Here is a 17,681-nt window from a genome sequence, read left to right as displayed (position 1 = left end):
CAGCCCGAACCGGACGGCGCAGCCCTCCGGCGAACCGCCCCCGGTCAGGCCGCCGCGGCCGTCGGGCGGGTGGCGGCTGCGGTGGCGGTGGCGATGGCCAGGGGGTCGCGGGCGGGGCGGGCGAGGAGGTCGGTGAGGTCGGGGGTGGTGTCGGCGAGGAAGCCGTGGCGGATGCCGGTGGCGATCGAGGCGAGCATGGGCGGCTGGAACGGGAGCAGCCCGGGGGTTGCGCCGAGGCGGCGGCGGTACTCGCCCAGGTCGATGGTGCGGTGCGGGACGCCGAGCCGGTCCGCGACCCCGGCGGCGGTGACGGGCGGGCCGACCAGGTCGAGGACCCGGCCGCGGTGCGGGGCCGGATCGGCCGCGACGGCCGCCGCGGCCTCGGCGAGGTCCGCCCGGGCGACGGCGGCCAGCGCGCCGTCGCCGAACGGGGACTCCAGGGCGTCGCCGGTCCAGGTCAGCAGGGCGCCGAAGAGTTCGGCGTACAGGCCGTTGCGGAGGATCGTCCAGGGCAGCGAACCGGTGCGCAGCAGGCGTTCGGTGGCGCGGTGGGCGGCGGCGAAGGCGAGGTGGTCGCCGGCCGTGGTGAGGCTGGTGTAGACGACGTGGCCGACGCCGTCGCGGGCGGCCGCGCCGAGGACGGCCGCGTGCCGGGCGATCACCCGGTCGTCCTCGGCGTAGCCCGCGGAGACCAGCACCAGGGTGGCGACGCCGGTGAGGTCCAGGGCGGCGGGGTCGTCGAAGTCGAGGCGGCGGGTGCCCTCCCCCGGGGTGCGGCTGCTCCCGGCCGCCGTGGTGCCGCGCTCCCGCAGGGCCGTGAGGATCGCCGAGCCGAGGTTCCCGTTCGCTCCCGTGACCAGGATCATGCCGATCGCCGCCTTCCGTCGTGCTGGTTCTCTTCGGTAACTAGGCTTGATCCTCGATCGGCAGGGCACGGGCCACAAGGAGGCAGTTCGGTGTCACTCACGCACACGGCGGTAACCACCCCCGCGGACCTCGACCCCTGCGGGCGGCACGACCACCCCGACTGCGGCATCCGGGACGTGCTGGACCGGATCGGCGACAAGTGGTCGGTGCTGGTGGTGGTCGAACTCGCCGGTGGGCCGCGGCGGTTCCGCGAGTTGCAGCGCGCCGTCGAGGGCATCTCGCAGCGGATGCTCACGCTCACCGTCCGCCGGCTCGAACGCGACGGCCTGGTGCGGCGCACCGTGTACCCGACCGTCCCGGCCCGGGTCGACTACCGGCTGACCGAGACGGGGGCCGGGCTGACCCACCTGGTCAAGGCGCTCGCGGACTGGTCGCTCGCGCACCGCGGGGCCATCGCCGAGGCCCGGGCGGCGTACGACCTGGAGCACCCGGGCCACGACGTCCGCTGACGGGCCGTCAGGGGGATCGCGGGAGGTGCCGGTGCGGCTTCCGGAGCACCGGGCGGGTGTTCCGGAAGCCGACGCGGGCCCGCCGGTGGGCGGGCCGGGCCGGTCAGCTCCGCAGGAACTCGCGGTTGAGGCGGGAGATCCCGCTCAGCGGGATGCCCTTGGGGCAGGCGGTGGCGCACTCGCCGGTGTTGGTGCAGCCGCCGAAGCCCTCGTCGTCCATGGTCTCCACCATGTTCCGCACCCGGGAGGCGCGTTCGGGCGCGCCCTGCGGGAGCACGTTGAGGTGGACGACCTTGGCGGCGGTGAACAGCATCGCGGAGCCGTTGGGGCAGGCGGCGACGCAGGCCCCGCAGCCGATGCACTCGGCGTGCTCGAAGGCGAGGTCGGCGGCCTCCTTGGGGACGGGGGTGGCGTGCGCCTCGGGGGCGGAGCCGGTGGGGGCGGTGACGTAGCCGCCGGAGCCGATGATCCGGTCGAGCGCGGAGCGGTCCACCACCAGGTCGCGGACCACGGGGAAGGCGCCGGCCCGCCAGGGTTCGACGTCGATGGTGTCGCCGTCGGTGAAGTGCCGCATGTGCAGCTGGCAGGTGGTGGTGCGTTCGGGGCCGTGGGCCTGGCCGTTGATGACCATGCCGCAGGCGCCGCAGATGCCCTCGCGGCAGTCGTGGTCGAAGGCGACGGGGCGCTCCCCGCGCAGGATGAGTTCCTCGTTGAGGGTGTCGAGCATCTCCAGGAAGGACATGTCCTCGCTGATCCCGGAGACCCGGTACTCGGTCATCTCGCCCGGGGTGTCCGGGCCTTGCTGGCGCCAGATGCGCAGGGTGAGGTTCACGCGTAGCTCCGCTGGGTGGGGTGGACGTGCTCGAAGACGAGCTCTTCCTTGTGCAGGACGGGGGCTTCGCCGGTGCCGGTGAACTCCCAGGCCGCGGCGTAGCCGAACTCCTCGTCGCGGCGGGCGGCTTCGCCCTCGGGCGTGGCGGACTCGGTGCGGAAGTGGCCGCCGCAGGACTCGGCTCGGTGCAGCGCGTCCAGGCACATGAGTTCGGCGAGTTCGAAGTAGTCGACCAGCCGGTTGGCCTTCTCCAGGGCCTGGTTGAGCTCCTCGCCGGTGCCGGGCACCTTGATCCGGCGCCAGAACTCGTCCCGGATCAGCGGGATGCGCTCCAGCGCGCGGCGCAGTCCGGCCTCGTCGCGGGCCATGCCGCACTCCTCCCAGAGGAGTTCGCCGAGTTCGCGGTGGAAGGAGTCGGGGGTGCGGTCGCCGTCGACGGCCAGGATCCGCTTCAGCCGGTCGGCGGACTCGGCCTGGACGGCGGCGAGTTCGGGGTGGTCGGCGGGGACGGCGGCGAGCTTGGTGCGGCCCAGGTAGTCGTTGAGGGTGGGCGGCAGCACGAAGTAGCCGTCGGCCAGGCCCTGCATCAGGGCGCTGGCGCCGAGCCGGTTGGCGCCGTGGTCGGAGAAGTTGGCCTCGCCGATCGCGAACAGGCCGGGGATCGTGGTCTGCAGGTCGTAGTCGACCCAGAGGCCGCCCATCGTGTAGTGGATCGCCGGGTAGATCCGCATCGGGACGGTGTACGGGTCCTCGGCGGTGATCCGCTCGTACATCTCGAACAGGTTGCCGTACTTGGCCTCGACGGCGTCCCGGCCGAGCCGGGCGACGGCGTCGGCGAAGTCCAGGTAGACGCCCTGCCCGCCGGGGCCGACGCCGCGGCCCTCGTCGCAGACCACCTTGGCGGCCCGGGAGGCGATGTCGCGGGGCACCAGGTTGCCGAACGCCGGGTAGATCCGCTCCAGGTAGTAGTCCCGCTCGTCCTCCGGGATCTGCGCCGCCGGGCGGGTGTCGCCCTTGGCCTTCGGCACCCAGATCCGGCCGTCGTTGCGCAGCGACTCGCTCATCAGGGTCAGCTTGGACTGGTGGTCGCCGGAGCGCGGGATGCAGGTGGGGTGGATCTGGGTGAAGCACGGGTTGGCGAAGTGCGCGCCGCGCCGGTGGGCCCGCCAGATCGCGGTGGCGTTGGAGTTCTTGGCGTTGGTGGAGAGGTAGAAGACGTTGCCGTAGCCGCCGGTGGCGAGCACCACGGCGTCCGCGGTGTAGGAGCGGATCTCGCCGGTGACCAGGTCGCGGGCGACGATGCCGCGGGCCCGGCCGTCGACCACCAGCAGGTCGAGCATCTCGGTGCGCGGGTGCATCTCGACGTTCCCGGCGGCGATCTGCCGGGACAGCGCCTGGTAGGCGCCGAGCAGCAGCTGCTGGCCGGTCTGGCCGCGGGCGTAGAAGGTGCGGGAGACCTGGACGCCGCCGAAGGAGCGGGTGTCGAGCAGGCCGCCGTACTCGCGGGCGAACGGGACGCCCTGGGCCACGCACTGGTCGATGATCTCCACCGAGACCTCGGCGAGCCGGTGCACGTTGGACTCGCGGGCCCGGAAGTCGCCGCCCTTGACGGTGTCGTAGAACAGCCGGCGCACCGAGTCGCCGTCGTTGCGGTAGTTCTTGGCGGCGTTGATGCCGCCCTGCGCGGCGATCGAGTGGGCCCGCCGCGGGGAGTCCTGGAAGCAGAACTGGACGACGTGGTAGCCCTGTTCGGCCAGGGTCGCGCCGGCCGCGCCGCCGGCCAGGCCGGTGCCGACCACGATGACGGTGTGCTTGCGGCGGTTGGCCGGGTTGACCAGCTTGGCCTCGAACCGCCGCTGCTCCCAGCGCTGTTCGATCGGCCCGGCCGGGGCGGCGGTGTCGGCGAGCGGCGCGCCGAGGGTGTAGTCGAGGTAGCTCATTGCCGTGCTCCCGGTGGGGTGTGGGGGGTTCATCGGACCAGTCCGGCCATCACGGCCACCGGCACCGACAGGAACCCCGCGGTCAGCAGCAGCGCCAGCCCGTTCGCCGCGAGCTTCAGCGCCCGGTCCCGGCGCGGGTTGTTGACGCCCAGGGTCTGCGCGGCGCTCCAGAAGCCGTGCCGCACGTGCAGGCCGAGCGCCAGCATCGCCAGGCAGTAGATCCCGCCCGAGTACCAGGTGGAGAACGAGGCCACGATGTTCTGGTACGGGTGGCCCTCCTCGGCGGCCGGGTTCACCGTGAGGGTGGTCAGGTCGAGGATGTGCCAGACGATGAACAGCCCGAGGATCACCCCGCCCCAGCGCATCGTCCGGGTCGCGTACGTCGCCCGCTGCCGCTGGTGGACGTACTTCACCGGGCGGGCCCGCAGGTCGCGGCGGGAGAGCTGGTAGGCGGCGGTGCCGTGGGCGACCACGGCCGCCAGCAGGGCCAGCCGGGCCAGCCAGAGGAACCAGCCGTAGTGCAGGAGGGGCTGGCCCAGGGTGCGCAGCCAGTGCGCGTAGCCGTTGATGTCCTGCGGGCCGAAGAACACCTTGAGGTTGCCGAGCATGTGGGCGACCAGGTAGGCCAGCATCACCAGGCCGCTGACCGCCATCACCGCCTTCTTGCCGACGGAGCTGCGCCACAGCGACGCCAGGGAGGACGGGTGCCGGCCGGGGGCAACGGTCCGGGTCGTCCGGTTCGCCCGGTTCGTCCGGGTAGCAGAAGCCATGACCATGACCGTAGGCCGGGCGTGTCGGGGGTGTCCAAGACATGGAAGCGCTGATCGCGATAGGCACTGCCTATGATGGCTGGTGTGCAGTTGCAGCAGCTCGCCTACTTCGTCGCGGTCGCCGACGCCCGGCACTTCACCCGGGCCGCCGAGCTGAGCCACGTCTCGCAGCCCTCGCTGTCCCAGCAGATCCGCTCGCTGGAACGGGAGTTGGGCGCCGAGCTGTTTTACCGCGCGCGCTCCGGGACGACCCTGACCGACGCCGGCGCGGCGCTGCTGCCGCTGGCCCGCCGGATCCTGGCCGACGCGGACAGCGCCCGGCGGGCCGTCGCCGAGACGGTGCAGCTGCGCCGCGGCCGGGTCCGCTTCGGGGCGCCGCCCTCGCTGTGCGCCAGCCTGGTCCCGCAGGTGCTGGGCACCTACCGGGCCCGGTACCCGGGCGTCGACCTGCGGCTGACCGAGGGCGGCTCGCGCGACCTGGTCCGCGACCTGGAGGCCGGACAGCTGGACCTCGCGCTGGTGATCACCCCCGGCTCCGCCCCGCCCGCGCCGCTCGACGTCACCCCGCTGCTGCACGAGGACCTGGTGCTGGTCTCGGCCGACCCGCTCCCCCGCCGCCGAGCCCGGATCACCGACCTGCGCGGCCGGGACCTGGTGATGTTCCGCGAGGGCTACGACGTCCGCGAGACCACCCTGGCGGCCTGCCGGGCGGCCGGGTTCGAGCCCTCGTACGCGGTCGAGGGCGGCGAGATGGACGCCGTCCTGGCCGCCGTCCGGGCCGGTCTCGGGCCCGCGGTCGTACCCGGCATGGTCGCCGCCAGCGCCGCGCTGCCCAGCACCCCCTTCGTCCCGCCGGGCCTCGGCCGCACCATCGCGCTCGCGCACGGCCGCGAACTGCCGCTCACCCGCGCCGCGGCCGCCTTCCGCGAGGCCCTGCTCGCCTACCTCCGGGAGGCCGACCGCACCGACTCGCTGCCGCCGGGCACCCGGCTGCTCCCCGCCCCCTGACCCCGGACGGGCCGCGCGTAGGGTGGGTGCACGGAACATCGGTACGCATCGCGGTACGACGAGAGGTGGTCCGGGTGACCGGGAACGTGGTGGCGGTCAGCAGCAACGGGGAGTACTCGTTCACGAAGCCGAACCGGGAGGGCATCCGGCTGGTCGAGGGCCTCGGGGTCGAGGGGGACGTGCACGCCGGGGTGACGGTGAAGCACCGCTCCCGGGTCGCGCAGGACCCGACCCAGCCGAACCTGCGGCAGGTGCACCTGATGCACGCCGAGCTGTTCGAGGAGCTGGCGGAGTCCGGTTTCACCGTCGGGCCGGGGCAGTTGGGCGAGAACGTCACCACCCGGGGCGTCGACCTGCTGGGGCTGCCCGTCGGGACGCTGCTGCGCTTCGGGGACGCGGACGGCGGCGCGGCGGTGGTCGAGGTGACCGGGCTGCGCAACCCGTGCGCGCAGATCGACGACTTCCAGCACGGGCTGCTCAAGCAGGTGGTGGAGCGGGACGGGAGCGGGGCCGTGGTCCGCAAGGCCGGGATCATGGGCGTGGTCCGCTCCGGCGGCGAGATCCGCCCCGGCGACGGCATCGCCGTCACGCTGCCGCCCGAGCCGCACCGCCCGCTCGACCGGGTCTGAGCGCCTGCGGGGCGGGCGGGGCGGGTGCGGGGGGGAACGGGGATCACCCGCCCGTCGCGTCCACCGCCCGCCCCGCGTCCACCGGGCCGTCCGCCCGGTCGTCCGCTTGGTCGTCCGCTTCCCAGCGGAGCAGGTCGCCCGGCTGGCAGTCGAGCACCTCGCAGAGCGCGGCGAGCGTGGTGAAGCGCACCGCCTTGGCCCGGCCGTTCTTGAGCACCGCCAGGTTGGCGGGCGTGATCCCCACCCGGTCGGCGAGCTCCCCCACGGACATCTTCCGCCGGGCCAGCATCACGTCGACGTCGACGACGATCGGCATCAGACCACCTCGTCCAGCTCCGCCTGCATCCGGGCCGCTTCGACGTCGCGGGCGACGGCCTGGGAGAGCAGCGCCCGCAGCACCAGCACGATGAGCGCGACGCCCAGGACGGCCACCCCGATCCCGCCCATGATCAGGGTGACGCCGGGGTCGTCCCGCTGGCCGGGCGCGTTCAGGGCGGTGACCGTGAACCAGACGAGGGCGGCCGCGACGACCGCGCCGATGATGCCGTCCACGTAGCGGAAGGCGGCGTGGGAGAAGACGGTCCCGCGCCGCACCATCGTCACCAGGCGCCACACGCAGACCAGGGCGACCTGCGCCGCTCCGATGCCCAGGATGGTGACCACCCGCAGCGGGGTGAGCGGGAGCGAACCGTCCTCCGGGTCGTTCCCGCCGACCAGCGCCCACGCCATCATCGTCTGGACGAACACGGTGCCGGTGAGCACCACCACGAGCACGGCACGCAGGGCGCGCACTGTCAGTTTTCCCATGACCCACACTTCCATCGAGAGACGATGGGAATCTATCGATTTTCGATTGATCGGGCAAGGGCTGGGCGGACGGACGGCCGCCCCCGGAGGCGCCGGCCATCGGTCGCGGTGGCGGTGGCGGCCGTCAGTCGCGGTGGCGGGCCAGTTCGGCCCGTCCCCGGACGCCGTACTGGCGGTAGAGGCGGGTCAGGTTGGCCTCGACCGCCTTGACCGAGAGGTGCAGCCGGGCGGCGATCTCGCGGTTGGTGGCGCCGGAGCGGATCAGGGCGAGGATCTGCTGCTGCATGGGCGTGGGGTCGGCCTCCAGCGCGTCGAGCGCGGCGAGGGCGGCGGTGGCGTGCTGCTGCCAGGGCAGGCAGCCAGCGGCGGTGTAGCGGGCGTGGGCCTCCTGGAGCGCGGTGCGGGCGGCGGCGCGGCGGCGGGCGCGGCGTTCCAGGGCGCCCAGCGCGAGGTGGGCGCGGGCGAGTTCGAGCGGGTAGGGGTGGGTGTCGGGGATCAGCGCGCGCAGCGTGTCGGCGGCGCGGCGGGGGTCGGCGGCGGCGGTGAGGTGGGCCTCGGCGCGGTGCAGGCCGAGGGTGAGGACGTCGCGGCCGAGCCGGGCGGCGCGGTCGCGGGCGTCGGCGAGGGTGGCGGCGGCTTCCTCCTGGCGGCCGGAGAGGGCGAGCGCCTCGGCCAGGTCGGCGTCCACCAGGAAGAGCGAGGGGTCGGTGAACTCCATGCGGCGCAGCAGGAGTCGGCACCGGGCGAGGTGGTCGGCGGCGGCCGGGTGGTTGCCGCGCAGGAGTTCGACCCGGCCGCGCAGGCCGTGGGCGTAGGCGAGCCACTCGCGGTCGTGGTCGTCCTCGGCGGCGCGGATCGCGGAGTCGAGGAGGCGGGCGGCGCGGTCGGCGGTGCCGCCGTTGAGTTCGGCGGCGCCGCCGAGGACGCGGGCCGGGCCGGGGCTGGGTTCGATGCGTTCGCGCAGGTCGTGGGCGGCGCGGCCGGCGGCGTACGCCTCGGTGCAGCGTCCGGCGCGTTCGTAGACGGAGGCGGAGATGTAGAGGACGTCGGCGAGGTCCTCGGTGCGGCCGGTGGCCTCGACCTCGGCGCGCAGGGTTTCGACCTCGGCGACGGCGCGGGGCAGGTCGCCGCTGCGCAGGGCGGCGACGGCGAGCCCTTCGCGGCAGAACACGGCGGCGGCGGTGGGGGGCCGTCCGGCGGCGAGGCGGCAGCCGCGTTCGAGTTGGGCCAGGCCCAGGGCGGGGTCGGTGAGCAGGGTCAGCGGGGCGCGCTGGGCGAGGAGTTCGACCAGCAGGTCGGGGTCGTCGGCGTGGTCGGCGTGCTTCTCGGCGGTGGCGAGTTCGGCGAGCCCCTCGGCGCGGTCGCCGCGGTGCAGGGCGCGGACGGCGCGTTCCTGGTGGACGGCTGCGGTGAGGGCGGGGTGGCCGCCGGTGTCCTCGGCGGCGGCGGCGAGCAGCGGTTCGGCGCCGGGGTGGTCGGGGCCGAGCAGGCGGGCGAGCAGCAGCCGGGCGTGCACCCGGACGTCGGCGGCGGGGGCGTTCTCCAGGCGTTCGCCGCAGGCGCGGGCGAGGTCGGGCAGTCCGGCGGCGACGGCGTTGCGGGCGGCGGCGAGCAGGCGGCGGCCCGCGGTGTCGGGGTCGGGGGTGTGGTCGGCGGCGAGGCGGAGCAGTTCGGCGGCGGTGCCGGGGGCGCCGCGGGTGAGGGCGGTGTCGGCGGCCCGGTGCAGCCGGGAGGCGAGGTGCGGGTCCGGGGCGTCGGCGGCGAGCGCCTGGTGGCGGACTTGCTCGACCGGGTCGGCGGCGAGTTCGGCGAGCAGTCGGTGGGCGGCGCGCAGGGCGTCGGGGGTGGCGTCGGCGAGGACCACTTCGGCGACCAGGGGGTGGCTGAACTGGGGTGCGCCGGTGGGGTTCTGCTGGACGATGCCGTGGCGGCGGGCGGCGGCGAGCGGTTCGGTGACGGCGGCGGGCAGGCCGGTGCCGCTGCGGGCGGCGGCCAGGACGGTGAGCGACTGCCGTGCGGCGTGCGGGAGTTCGCCGAGCCGGGCGGAGACCAGGGCGCGCAGCCGGTGCGGGACGTCGAGCGGGCGGGCGGGGTCGGCGGCGAGTGCGCTCTCGCTGCCGCCGACCAGTGCGCGGCCCAACTCCAGGGCGTAGTAGGGGTTTCCGCCGCTGACGGTGTGGACGCGGGTCAGGGTGAGACCGCTCAGCCGCAGGTCGAGCCGTTCGCGCAGCAGGGCGCCGGTGCCGCGTTCGCCGAGCGGTCCGACCGCGATCTCGCGGGCGGCGGGCGGGCAGAGCGCGCCCATCTCGGGTGCGGCGTCGGCGCGTTCGGTGCGTTCGGTGACGGCGAAGCGGACCCGGCGGTCGGCGAGCCGGCGGGCGGTGAAGGCGATGACCTGGCGGCTGGCCTCGTCGAGCCACTGGGTGTCGTCGAGCAGGACGAGGACGGGGGCGCGCTGGGCGAGCCGGCGCAGCGCTTCGAGGACGGCCACCCGGACGGCCAACGGGTCGGTGGGGGCGCCGGGTTGGGGGGCGCGGTGGAGCAGGGCGCACTCCAGGGCCTGGCGCAGGTGGTCGGGCAGGTCCTCGGCGAGGCCGGGGAGGGCTTCGCCGAGGAGGTCGATCAGGGCGAGGTGCGGCAGGTCCGCCTCGGCGGCGGTGGGGCTGCTGCGCAGCACGGTCTCGCCCGCCGGGCCGGCGTCCTGGGCGAGGGCGTCGAGCAGCGCGGTCTTCCCGATGCCGGCCGGTCCGTGCAGCAGGACGCCGCCGGTGGCGGTGAGGGCGGCGCGGATGTCGGCGAGCAGGTGGGCGCGGTCGACGAGTGGGGGCTCGGTCGGGTCCGCCGGGGTGGTGGCGGACCCGGCCGGTCCGGGGAGGATGCCGGTCATGGCGGTCAGTGTGCCGCCTCCGAACCGGCTGCGCGAGGGTGTCGCATGAACACGACACCCTCGCGACCCGCTGTTAAGTCCCTTTTAAGGCTTGATCGTTGGGGACTTCAGGAGGTCCTCCGGTCAGCCGACGCTGACGTCGTCGATCAGGAAGACCGTCGACAGGTAGGCGTCCTCCTGGCCGGCGAACTGCAGGTTGACGGTCTGGCCGCGGAAGGCGCTCAGGTCGACGGTCTTCTGCACGTAGCCGGAGGAGGCGTTGGCGTTGGAGTACGTCGCCAGGGTCTGGCCGTTGGCGCTGACCTTGAGCGTGTCGTAGGCGGTGGAGCCGGACTCCTGGGTGGTGACCTTCAGCCAGAAGGTGAGCTTCGGGCTGCCGGTGGACGGGACGGCGACGTTGTTCTGCGCGAGGGTCTCGCTGGCCGCGGAGCCGTAGCCCATCATCCAGGCGTACCAGGAACCGCCGTGCGCCTGCTGCTGGTTGGAGTTGGTGATGTCGTTGGCGCTCTGCGTCCAGCCGGTGGTGCCCTGCTCGAAGTCGCCGTTGACCAGCGCGTTGCCGCCCGGGTTGGGGTTGCCGGTGGACGAGGAGGACGGCGACGGCGACGGCGTCGGGGACTGGTTGCCGCCCGGGTCGGGCAGCGCGGTGCCGAGCGAGACGGCGGCCCAGGCCTTGGAGACGATGTACCGCTCCTGCGAGTTGGCGCCGTACAGGTCGGCGGCGGCCTGCAGGGTCGCGGTGCGCGCCGAGGAGTAGTTGGTGGTGGAGGTCATGTAGGTGGACAGGGCGCGGTACCAGATCGCCGCGGCCTTGTCCTTGCCGATGCCGCCGAAGCTGTCGCCGTTGCACGGGGTGCCGTTGTGCGGCAGGCCGCCGATGGTCTTGGCGCCGGTGCCCTCGGCGGTCAGGTAGAAGAAGTGGTTGGCGATGCCGGAGGAGTAGTGCACGTCGACCTGGCCGGCCCGGCTGCTGTAGCAGGACAGCGAGGAGCCGTCGGCGGCCGGGTTGTCCATCCGGCGCAGGTAGCCGTTGCCCATGTGGAGCTTCTCGCCGATGTAGTAGTCGCCGGGGTCGGTGCTGTTGCCCGCGTAGAACTCGACCATGGTGCCGAAGATGTCGCTGGTGGCCTCGTTGAGGCCGCCGGACTCGCCGGAGTAGTTGAGGTTGGCGGTGGCGGCGGTGACGCCGTGGCTCATCTCGTGGCCGGAGACGTCCAGGGCGGTGAGCGGGGTGTTGCCGTTCTGCGAGGAGCCGTCGCCGAAGGACATGCAGAAGCAGGAGTCGTCGTAGAAGGCGTTCAGCAGCTGGTTGTCCACGTGCACGTACGCGGGGGCGCCGCGGCCGTCGTTGCGGATGCCGCTGCGGTTGAAGGTGTTCTTGTAGAAGTCCCAGGTCTTGGCGAGGCCGTAGGAGGCGTCGACGGCGGCGCTCTCCCGGCTCGAAGTGGAGCCGTTGCCCCAGGAGTTGGACGACTTGGAGAACGTCCGGGCGTTCTGCGCGGGGTTCGACTGCGGGCTGTTGTACGAGTCGTAGACGACCGTGGAGCCGTGCAGCGCGTCGGTCAGCGTGTAGCCGCTGCCGCCCTGGCTGGTCTCGATGGTGACCTGCCCGACGTTGACGCCGTTGCCGGTGCCGGAGATGGTCTGGTTGACCTCGTACTGGTCGAGGACCGCGCCGCTGGCGGCGTCCACCAGGACGGCCTCGCGGGAGTTGGCGCCCGCCTCACCGGTGCCGGTGACGGTGTTGCGGTAGGCCAGCACCGGGACCTTGCCGACCGCCCAGACCACCAGCTGGCTGGTGTCGAGGCTGGTGGTGCGGGCCTGCTTGACGTGCTTGGCGCTGCGCACGGCGGTGGCCGAGGCGTCCTGGCCGGACAGCTTGGGCGACACGCCCGCCACCTTGATCGCGCCCTCGTGCGCCCAACTGGTCGAGGTGAGCTTGCCGTTCTTGCCGTAGTGCACCACCAGGTCGCCGCCGATCACCGGCAGCCCGCGGTAGGTGCGGTCGTACCGCACGTGCCGGGAACCGTCGTTGTCGACCATCACGTCCTTGGCCAGCAGGCGCTCGTCCGGGCCGAGGCCCAGTGACTTCGCCACCGCGCCGGCGTCCTTCCCGGCCTGCTCCATGACCGCGATGCGGCCCACGGTGGTCATCGCCTGGTACCCGGCGCCGTTCGCGGTGGTGCCGCTGGCCAGCGCGGGGGACTGAGAGCTCGCCACCATCACGGTGCCCATGGTGAGGGCGGCCGCAACAGCTGCCGCCAGAGCGGTCTTGCGGTTCATCGGGTTTCCTCCCACCGAGCCGGGGTTGATGGGGGACGGCCGACGGCGCCGGTGGGGTGTGGCGTCGCGGCCGGTTTCGGCTCGGCGGCAGGACGCTAGGACCGCGGGGCGCCCCCGCGACATGCCCTCGCGGACTCGGCAAGGGCCGGTCAAGGGTGCGTCGCGCCCTCCCCCAGGGAGCCCCTCCGGCGCGGCGCCGGGCGCTCGCCGCATGCTCTCCGGGCACTCGACGGGGGCTCGGCGGGGGCTCGGCGGGGGCTCGGCGGGGGCTCGGCGGGGGCTCGGCGGGGGCTCGGCGGGGGCTCCCCCGACGCTCGACGAGGGCTCCCCGGGTGCTCAACGGGCGACGCGGAAGCCGATGTTGCCGCTGGAGCTGTCGGGGGTGTTCGAGGAGCGGGCGGCCAGGCGGTAGCGGTTGCAGTAGGAGGCGTGGCACATGTGCGAGCCGCCGCGCATCACCCGGGCGGTGCCGGTGGGCGGGCCGAGCGGGTCCCGGCGGGTGGCGGGCGTGTCGGGGCGGTGGTGGTCGGGGCTGAAGTGGTCGGCGCACCACTCCCAGACGTTGCCGAGCACGTTGTACAGGCCGTACCCGTTGGGGCGGTAGGAGCGGACGGGAGCGGTGGAGCGGTGCCGGCCGGTGTTGCGGGTCGGGAAGTCGCCCTGCCAGATGTTGAGCACCTCCCGCCCGTCGGGGGCGAGTTCGTCGCCCCACGGGTAGCGGGTGCCGCTGCGGCCGCCGCGCGCCGCGTACTCCCACTGGGCCTCGGTGGGCAGCCGGGTGCCGGACCACGCGCAGTACGCCTGCGCGTCGTTCCAGGAGACGTGCACCACGGGGTGCTGCTGGCGGGTGGCGAAGTCGCTGCCGGGACCCTCGGGGGCGCGCCAGGTGGCGCCCTCGACGGCCCGCCACCACGGGGTGGCGGCGACCTGCGGGGAGGCCGCGCGCAGCCGGTCGGCGAGGAAGCCCTCGAAGACGAAGCTGGAGCCGAAGCGCTCGGCGTCGGTGACGTGCCCGGTCTCCCGGACGAAGGAGGCGAACTCGGCGTTGGTGACGGTGGTCGCGGCGATCGCGAACGGCGCGAGCCGCACCTCGCGGACGGGCCCCTCGCCGTCGCCGGGGATGCCGTCCGGGTCCTGTCCGCCCATCAGGAACGCCCCGCCGGGCAGCTCCAGCAGCCCGCGGACGGCCCGCAGCGCGGCGGGCGAGGGCGGCTGCGACGGCGACGGCGACGCGGCGGGCGAGGACAGCGTGACGGGCGGGGGCAGCGCGGCGGGCGGGGCCGACGGGCTCAGGGTCAGCACGGACGGACCGAGGTCGGCGGGCTCGTGCCCGGGGGTGCAGCAGGAGAGCATGGCGGCCTCTTCGGTTCGGGAGGGACGAGGTCCGGCCGGTCGCCGGGGAGACGACCGGCCGGGGCTTGCGAGCGGGGCTCGCCGGGCTCGGTCAGGCGGTGCGCTCGGCGTTGAGGGTGGCCGCGAGGGCCGGGATGCCGAGCGCCTGCTCCTGGGCCGGGGTGGCCTGGTACAGCTTGTTGACCAGCTGGTACGGGTCGGCGTCCAGGTCGTAGTACTCCCGGAAGGCGACCTCGCCGGTGCCGACGGGCAGGCCGTTCGCATCGGTGTGCAGCTTGTAGTACTCGGTGTACTGCCGGGTCTTCGACAGGTACGAGGACCAGGTGTGCGGGCTCGCCGCCTGGTGCGGGCCCTGCTCCCACCACTCGACCAGCAGGTGGTCGCGGCTGTACGAGCCGAGCAGCGAGTGGCCGTCGACCGCCCAGTCCGGGGTGATCCCGGCGGCCTGCAGGACGGTGGGGGCGATGTCGATGTTGGCAACGATCCGGTTGTCGGCGGGGCTGCCCGCGCCGAGGCCGCCGGCCGGCCAGGACACGTAGAACGGCACCTCGACCGAGGGCAGGTAGGGCACCGACTTCTTGGACCAGCCGTGGTCGGCCCAGGTGTAGCCGTTGTCGCCGAGGTAGACCACCAGGGTGTTGTTCAGCTGCCCGAGCGCGGCCAGCTTGTCGTGGATCGCCTGCACCGCGTCGTCCACCGAGAGCAGGGTGCGCAGCTGGTTGGTCCGCAGCTGGCGCCCGCTGGCCAGGGTGCCGGTGGAGTTCTGGATCCACTCGGGCTTGTCGCTGCGGTCGGCCTCGTCGACCGACGGGCGGCCGTTCCAGACCGGGACGACCGTGTCGGCGTACTTGGGCTCGGGGGTGTTCGGCGCGTGCGGGGCCTTCGGCGCGACGAACGCGAACCAGGGGCGGGTGTCGGTGGCGGCCTTGTCGAGGAAGGCCAGGGTGCGGTCGCGGATGACCGAGGTGGAGTAGCCCGCGATGGTGTGGACGGTGCCGTTGTCGTTGTACTGCCCGTTGTTGTAGACCACCGGGTCCGACAGCAGCCACTCCTCGAAGTGCGGCGGGTTGTCGGTCGGGTGCCAGGCGTTCAGGTACTTGCCGAACAGACCGGTGCGGTACCCGGCCTGGCTGAGCGCCCGCTGGATCGTGTCGTGCTGGTCGAGGTTGTACGGGTGCCCGTTGTCGCGGACGCCGTGGTGGTGCGCGTACTTCCCGCTGAAGATCGACGAGCGGGACGGCGCGCACAGCGGCGTGGTGACGTGCCCGGCGGTGAACCGCACGCCGTGCCCGACCAGCCAGTCCACCGTCTTGGGGGTGGCCCACTCGGTCTGCTTGGGCTGGTCGTCGGTGAGGATCACCAGGATGTTCGGCCGGCTGCTGCCCGCGGCGGCGGCGCTCCCGGCGCCGAGGCCCAGTGGCAGCGCGGTGGCGGCGGCCACCGAGGCGGCGCCGGCCAGGAAACCGCGACGGCCCAACTTCGGCTCGTCGCGGTGCGGTTCGGGGTTCCGACTCATGGCGTGCGTACCCTTTCGCTGGAATGGCTGCAGGAGTGGCGGCGGGCGGTGCGAGTCGGCGGGCGTCCCCGGCCGGGCGGAACGGATCGTGCGCGGCGCGCTGACGGTGAACCTACGGGCGCGCCGGAGCCCCCCGCAATTGGCAGCGGGCAGACAACGCACGCTGTTCACGGGCCCGTTGCAATGTTTCGTCCCCGGACCGCGGGGACGTCCCGCTCGCGCCGTCAGCGGCGGTTGACGGGGCTCCGGTCGTTGCGGTGGTGGCGGTGGCGGTGGCGGCGAAAACGGGTGTCCGGCACCGGACCCGTCGTCCTAGGGTGACCTTCGTGGACGGAGTGGGCGGAGTGGGTGGAGTGGAAGGCGTGGGTGAAGTGGACGGAGCGGAACTGCTGCCGGACCTGGACGGGACGGAGCCAGGCCTGGTCGTGCTGATGTGCGGGCTGCCCGGTTCGGGCAAGAGCACCTGCGCGAAGGCCCTGGAGCGGCGCGGCTTCGTCCGGCTGTCGATCGACGAGGTGGTGTGGGCCCGGATCGGCCACGACCCGGCGCGGCTCGACCCCGCGGTCTACGAGCGGCTCAAGGCCGAGGCCGAGGAGGAGCTCTGGCAGGAGCTGGTCCGGCTGCTGGAGGCCCGCCGCCCGGTGGTGATCGACTACAGCTTCTGGCGGCGCAGCACCCGGGACCGCTACAAGGCGCTGATCGAACGGCACGGCTGCCGCTGGGAGTTGATCCGCCTGCGGGCCGAACTGCCGGTCCTGCTGCGCCGCCTGGCCGCCCGCAGCCTGCACGGGGGCGCGAACAGCGTGACCGTCCCGGAGGAGGTGCTGCGGCGCTACTACGACGCCTTCGAGGAGCCCGTCGGCGAGGGCGAGCGGGTCGTCGTGCAGCACTGAGGGCCGGCCGTCACCTGGCCAGGTCACGGACCAGGGTGCTGCTCACCTGCGGGAGTTCGCCGTACTCGGGGTCGTCGCAGTCGACCGGGAGCTGGTGGATCACCGCGGCCAGCCGGGGCGGAAGCTTCACGTCCAGGCCCTCGTGGCACAGGGCGAGGATCTCGGCGAGCACCCCGGCCGGGAGCAGCGCGTCGCGGAAGCCGAGCACCCGCTGCGGGGGGCGGGGGGCGCTGGCCAGCGCCTCGGCCTGGCGGCGCCAGACCTCGGCGTCCAGGAACTCGCCGAGGCTGCGGTGCAGCAGGCTCAGGCAGGACGCGGCGGTGTAGGAGCCGCCGCCAGCCGCGAACTGCCACCAGAACTGGGCGCCGTCGCGGTGGTGGGCGGCGTACAGCAGGGCGCCCAGGACGAGCGCCCCCTCGGGGTGGATCCGCCGGTCGTTGACGAGCAGGTCGAGCGAGGCGGCGGCGGTCGGCATCGCGAGCACCAGGGTGGTGGCGAGGTCGAGTTCGTGCGCGGCCTGCAGGTGCTCGGAGGGGAAGGGGCGCGGCGCGGTCAGCAGCCGGTCCCAGGAGACGCCGGTGTCGTCGGGGCGCGGCCCGGGCCGCCGGGTGGACGGGTGGAGGTCGTCGCGTCCGGCGCTCGTCGGGGTTCCCCCGTTCATCCGCGTGTTCATCCGTGCTGCCCGCCCATCGGTGCTCCGCCCCTTCGCCGTCCTCCCCGGTGCCGCCGCCCGTCCAAGGTCCGCCGCCCGTCCGGGGCCCGCCGTGCGCCCGGGGTCCGCCCGCTCACCGCTGCCGCTCGCCGCGGGCACCGAGGGCGGTGGCCAGGCGGTCGAGCGCCTGGCCCGCGGTGGAGCGCACGTTGGCCTCGGTGGTGGCCAGGCAGTCGGCGATCTGGTCGTCCGTCAGGCCGAGCAGGTAGCGGAGCACGACGACGTCGTGGCGCCGCTCGGACAGCCCGCACAGCGCAGCGTACAACTGCTCGTGGCTGCCGCCGGTCTCCGGCAGGTCGTGCGCCCGCTCGGCGGCGGCCCGCAGCACCTGGACCCAGCGCGGGACCAGCCCCGGGGAGGGCGGCGGCTCGCCGTCCATCATCCGTTGCAGCAGGAGCGCGCCGACCTCCTCCTTGAGGATCGTCCAGGCCTGGAACGCCGGGAACTGCTCGCGCAGGATGCGCGGCCACTCCCGCCACACCCGGCTCTTGACGGTCTCCACCGCCTCGCGCGCGGCGCCGTCGTGCAGGCGGGTGCCCGCGAAGCCGGACCACGTCCGGTGGTGCGTGTCGCAGAACGCGTCGAACGTCAGGCGGTGCCGGCCCCCCACCGCCCAGTCACTCTCGTTCACGCACCCAGCTCCTCCCCAGCACGACCGGCCGACGTCCGGACAGC

16 protein-coding genes are annotated in these 17,681 nt (G+C 74.1%); 4 read left to right on the top strand and 12 right to left on the bottom strand.

Translation table 11 applies throughout. The annotated features are described in order from the left end of the window. Positions 1 to 44: 44 nt before the first annotated feature. Positions 45 to 866, bottom strand: coding sequence for an NAD(P)H-binding protein (locus HUT16_RS34115; RefSeq protein WP_176191863.1), 822 nt, complete (start codon positions 864 to 866; stop codon positions 45 to 47). A 90-nt stretch (positions 867 to 956) separates the two neighbouring features. On the opposite strand from HUT16_RS34115, the gene HUT16_RS34110 reads away from it, so the two are divergent. Beyond that, complete coding sequence (locus tag HUT16_RS34110; protein ID WP_176191862.1) at positions 957 to 1,376, top strand: helix-turn-helix domain-containing protein; 420 nt, start codon at positions 957 to 959, stop codon at positions 1,374 to 1,376. A gap of 103 nt (positions 1,377 to 1,479) precedes the next feature. Here the strand turns inward: HUT16_RS34110 and HUT16_RS34105 are convergent, their stop codons facing one another. The 3 genes from HUT16_RS34105 to HUT16_RS34095 are packed head-to-tail and all read right to left on the bottom strand — an operon-like array spanning position 1,480 to position 4,918. Then, positions 1,480 to 2,208 (bottom strand): succinate dehydrogenase/fumarate reductase iron-sulfur subunit, encoded by a 729-nt coding sequence (locus tag HUT16_RS34105; protein WP_176191861.1) that lies wholly within the window; start codon positions 2,206 to 2,208, stop codon positions 1,480 to 1,482. Continuing rightward, entirely contained in the window at positions 2,205 to 4,148 is a 1,944-nt protein-coding gene (locus HUT16_RS34100; protein ID WP_176191860.1) for a fumarate reductase/succinate dehydrogenase flavoprotein subunit, read from the bottom strand. The genes HUT16_RS34105 and HUT16_RS34100 overlap by 4 nt, the downstream gene beginning before the upstream one ends. Positions 4,149 to 4,177: 29 nt before the next feature. Then, complete coding sequence (locus HUT16_RS34095; RefSeq protein ID WP_176191859.1) at positions 4,178 to 4,918, bottom strand: succinate dehydrogenase cytochrome b subunit; 741 nt, start codon at positions 4,916 to 4,918, stop codon at positions 4,178 to 4,180. A gap of 84 nt (positions 4,919 to 5,002) precedes the next feature. Between HUT16_RS34095 and HUT16_RS34090 the strand changes: the two genes are divergently transcribed. Then, positions 5,003 to 5,926: a LysR family transcriptional regulator gene (locus HUT16_RS34090; protein ID WP_176191858.1), complete on the top strand. Its 924-nt coding sequence runs from the start codon at positions 5,003 to 5,005 to the stop codon at positions 5,924 to 5,926. Positions 5,927 to 6,000: 74 nt separating this feature from the next. Next, a complete protein-coding gene (locus HUT16_RS34085) occupies positions 6,001 to 6,555 on the top strand; it encodes an MOSC domain-containing protein (protein WP_176191857.1) in 555 nt (184 codons plus the stop codon). 43 nt (positions 6,556 to 6,598) lie between these two features. On the opposite strand, the gene HUT16_RS34080 is transcribed toward HUT16_RS34085, so the two are convergent. The 6 genes from HUT16_RS34080 to HUT16_RS34055 form a co-directional block, all read right to left on the bottom strand. Further along, entirely contained in the window at positions 6,599 to 6,871 is a 273-nt protein-coding gene (locus HUT16_RS34080) for a helix-turn-helix transcriptional regulator (RefSeq protein WP_176191856.1), read from the bottom strand. After that, entirely contained in the window at positions 6,871 to 7,362 is a 492-nt protein-coding gene (locus HUT16_RS34075) for a DUF2975 domain-containing protein (RefSeq protein WP_176191855.1), read from the bottom strand. Before HUT16_RS34075 ends, HUT16_RS34080 begins: the two co-directional genes overlap by 1 nt. Before the next feature lie 124 nt (positions 7,363 to 7,486). Next, complete coding sequence (locus tag HUT16_RS39515) at positions 7,487 to 10,249, bottom strand: LuxR family transcriptional regulator (protein ID WP_176191854.1); 2,763 nt, start codon at positions 10,247 to 10,249, stop codon at positions 7,487 to 7,489. Between the two features lie 123 nt (positions 10,250 to 10,372). Beyond that, positions 10,373 to 12,532 (bottom strand): M4 family metallopeptidase, encoded by a 2,160-nt coding sequence (locus HUT16_RS34065; RefSeq protein ID WP_176191853.1) that lies wholly within the window; start codon positions 12,530 to 12,532, stop codon positions 10,373 to 10,375. A gap of 336 nt (positions 12,533 to 12,868) precedes the next feature. Further along, positions 12,869 to 13,885, bottom strand: a complete 1,017-nt coding sequence (locus tag HUT16_RS34060) for a formylglycine-generating enzyme family protein (protein WP_176191852.1) — start codon at positions 13,883 to 13,885, stop codon at positions 12,869 to 12,871. A 91-nt stretch (positions 13,886 to 13,976) separates the two neighbouring features. After that, complete coding sequence (locus HUT16_RS34055; RefSeq protein WP_176191851.1) at positions 13,977 to 15,401, bottom strand: sulfatase; 1,425 nt, start codon at positions 15,399 to 15,401, stop codon at positions 13,977 to 13,979. 362 nt (positions 15,402 to 15,763) lie between these two features. Here HUT16_RS34055 and HUT16_RS34050 point away from each other — a divergent pair, with 362 nt between their 5' ends. After that, complete coding sequence (locus HUT16_RS34050; RefSeq protein WP_217712133.1) at positions 15,764 to 16,294, top strand: ATP-binding protein; 531 nt, start codon at positions 15,764 to 15,766, stop codon at positions 16,292 to 16,294. 10 nt (positions 16,295 to 16,304) lie between these two features. Here the strand turns inward: HUT16_RS34050 and HUT16_RS34045 are convergent, their stop codons facing one another. Together HUT16_RS34045 and HUT16_RS34040 are read right to left on the bottom strand one after the other, a co-directional pair. Beyond that, entirely contained in the window at positions 16,305 to 16,955 is a 651-nt protein-coding gene (locus HUT16_RS34045; RefSeq protein ID WP_254898126.1) for a hypothetical protein, read from the bottom strand. Between the two features lie 124 nt (positions 16,956 to 17,079). Next, positions 17,080 to 17,637, bottom strand: coding sequence for an RNA polymerase sigma factor (locus tag HUT16_RS34040; RefSeq protein ID WP_176191850.1), 558 nt, complete (start codon positions 17,635 to 17,637; stop codon positions 17,080 to 17,082). Between the last annotated feature and the right edge of the window lie 44 nt (positions 17,638 to 17,681).

This window comes from Kitasatospora sp. NA04385 (assembly GCF_013364235.1).
Classification (GTDB): Bacteria; Actinomycetota; Actinomycetes; order Streptomycetales; family Streptomycetaceae; genus Kitasatospora.
The sequence above is the reverse complement of the archived record's forward strand: the minus strand, read 5'-3'. Positions and strand labels throughout refer to the sequence as shown.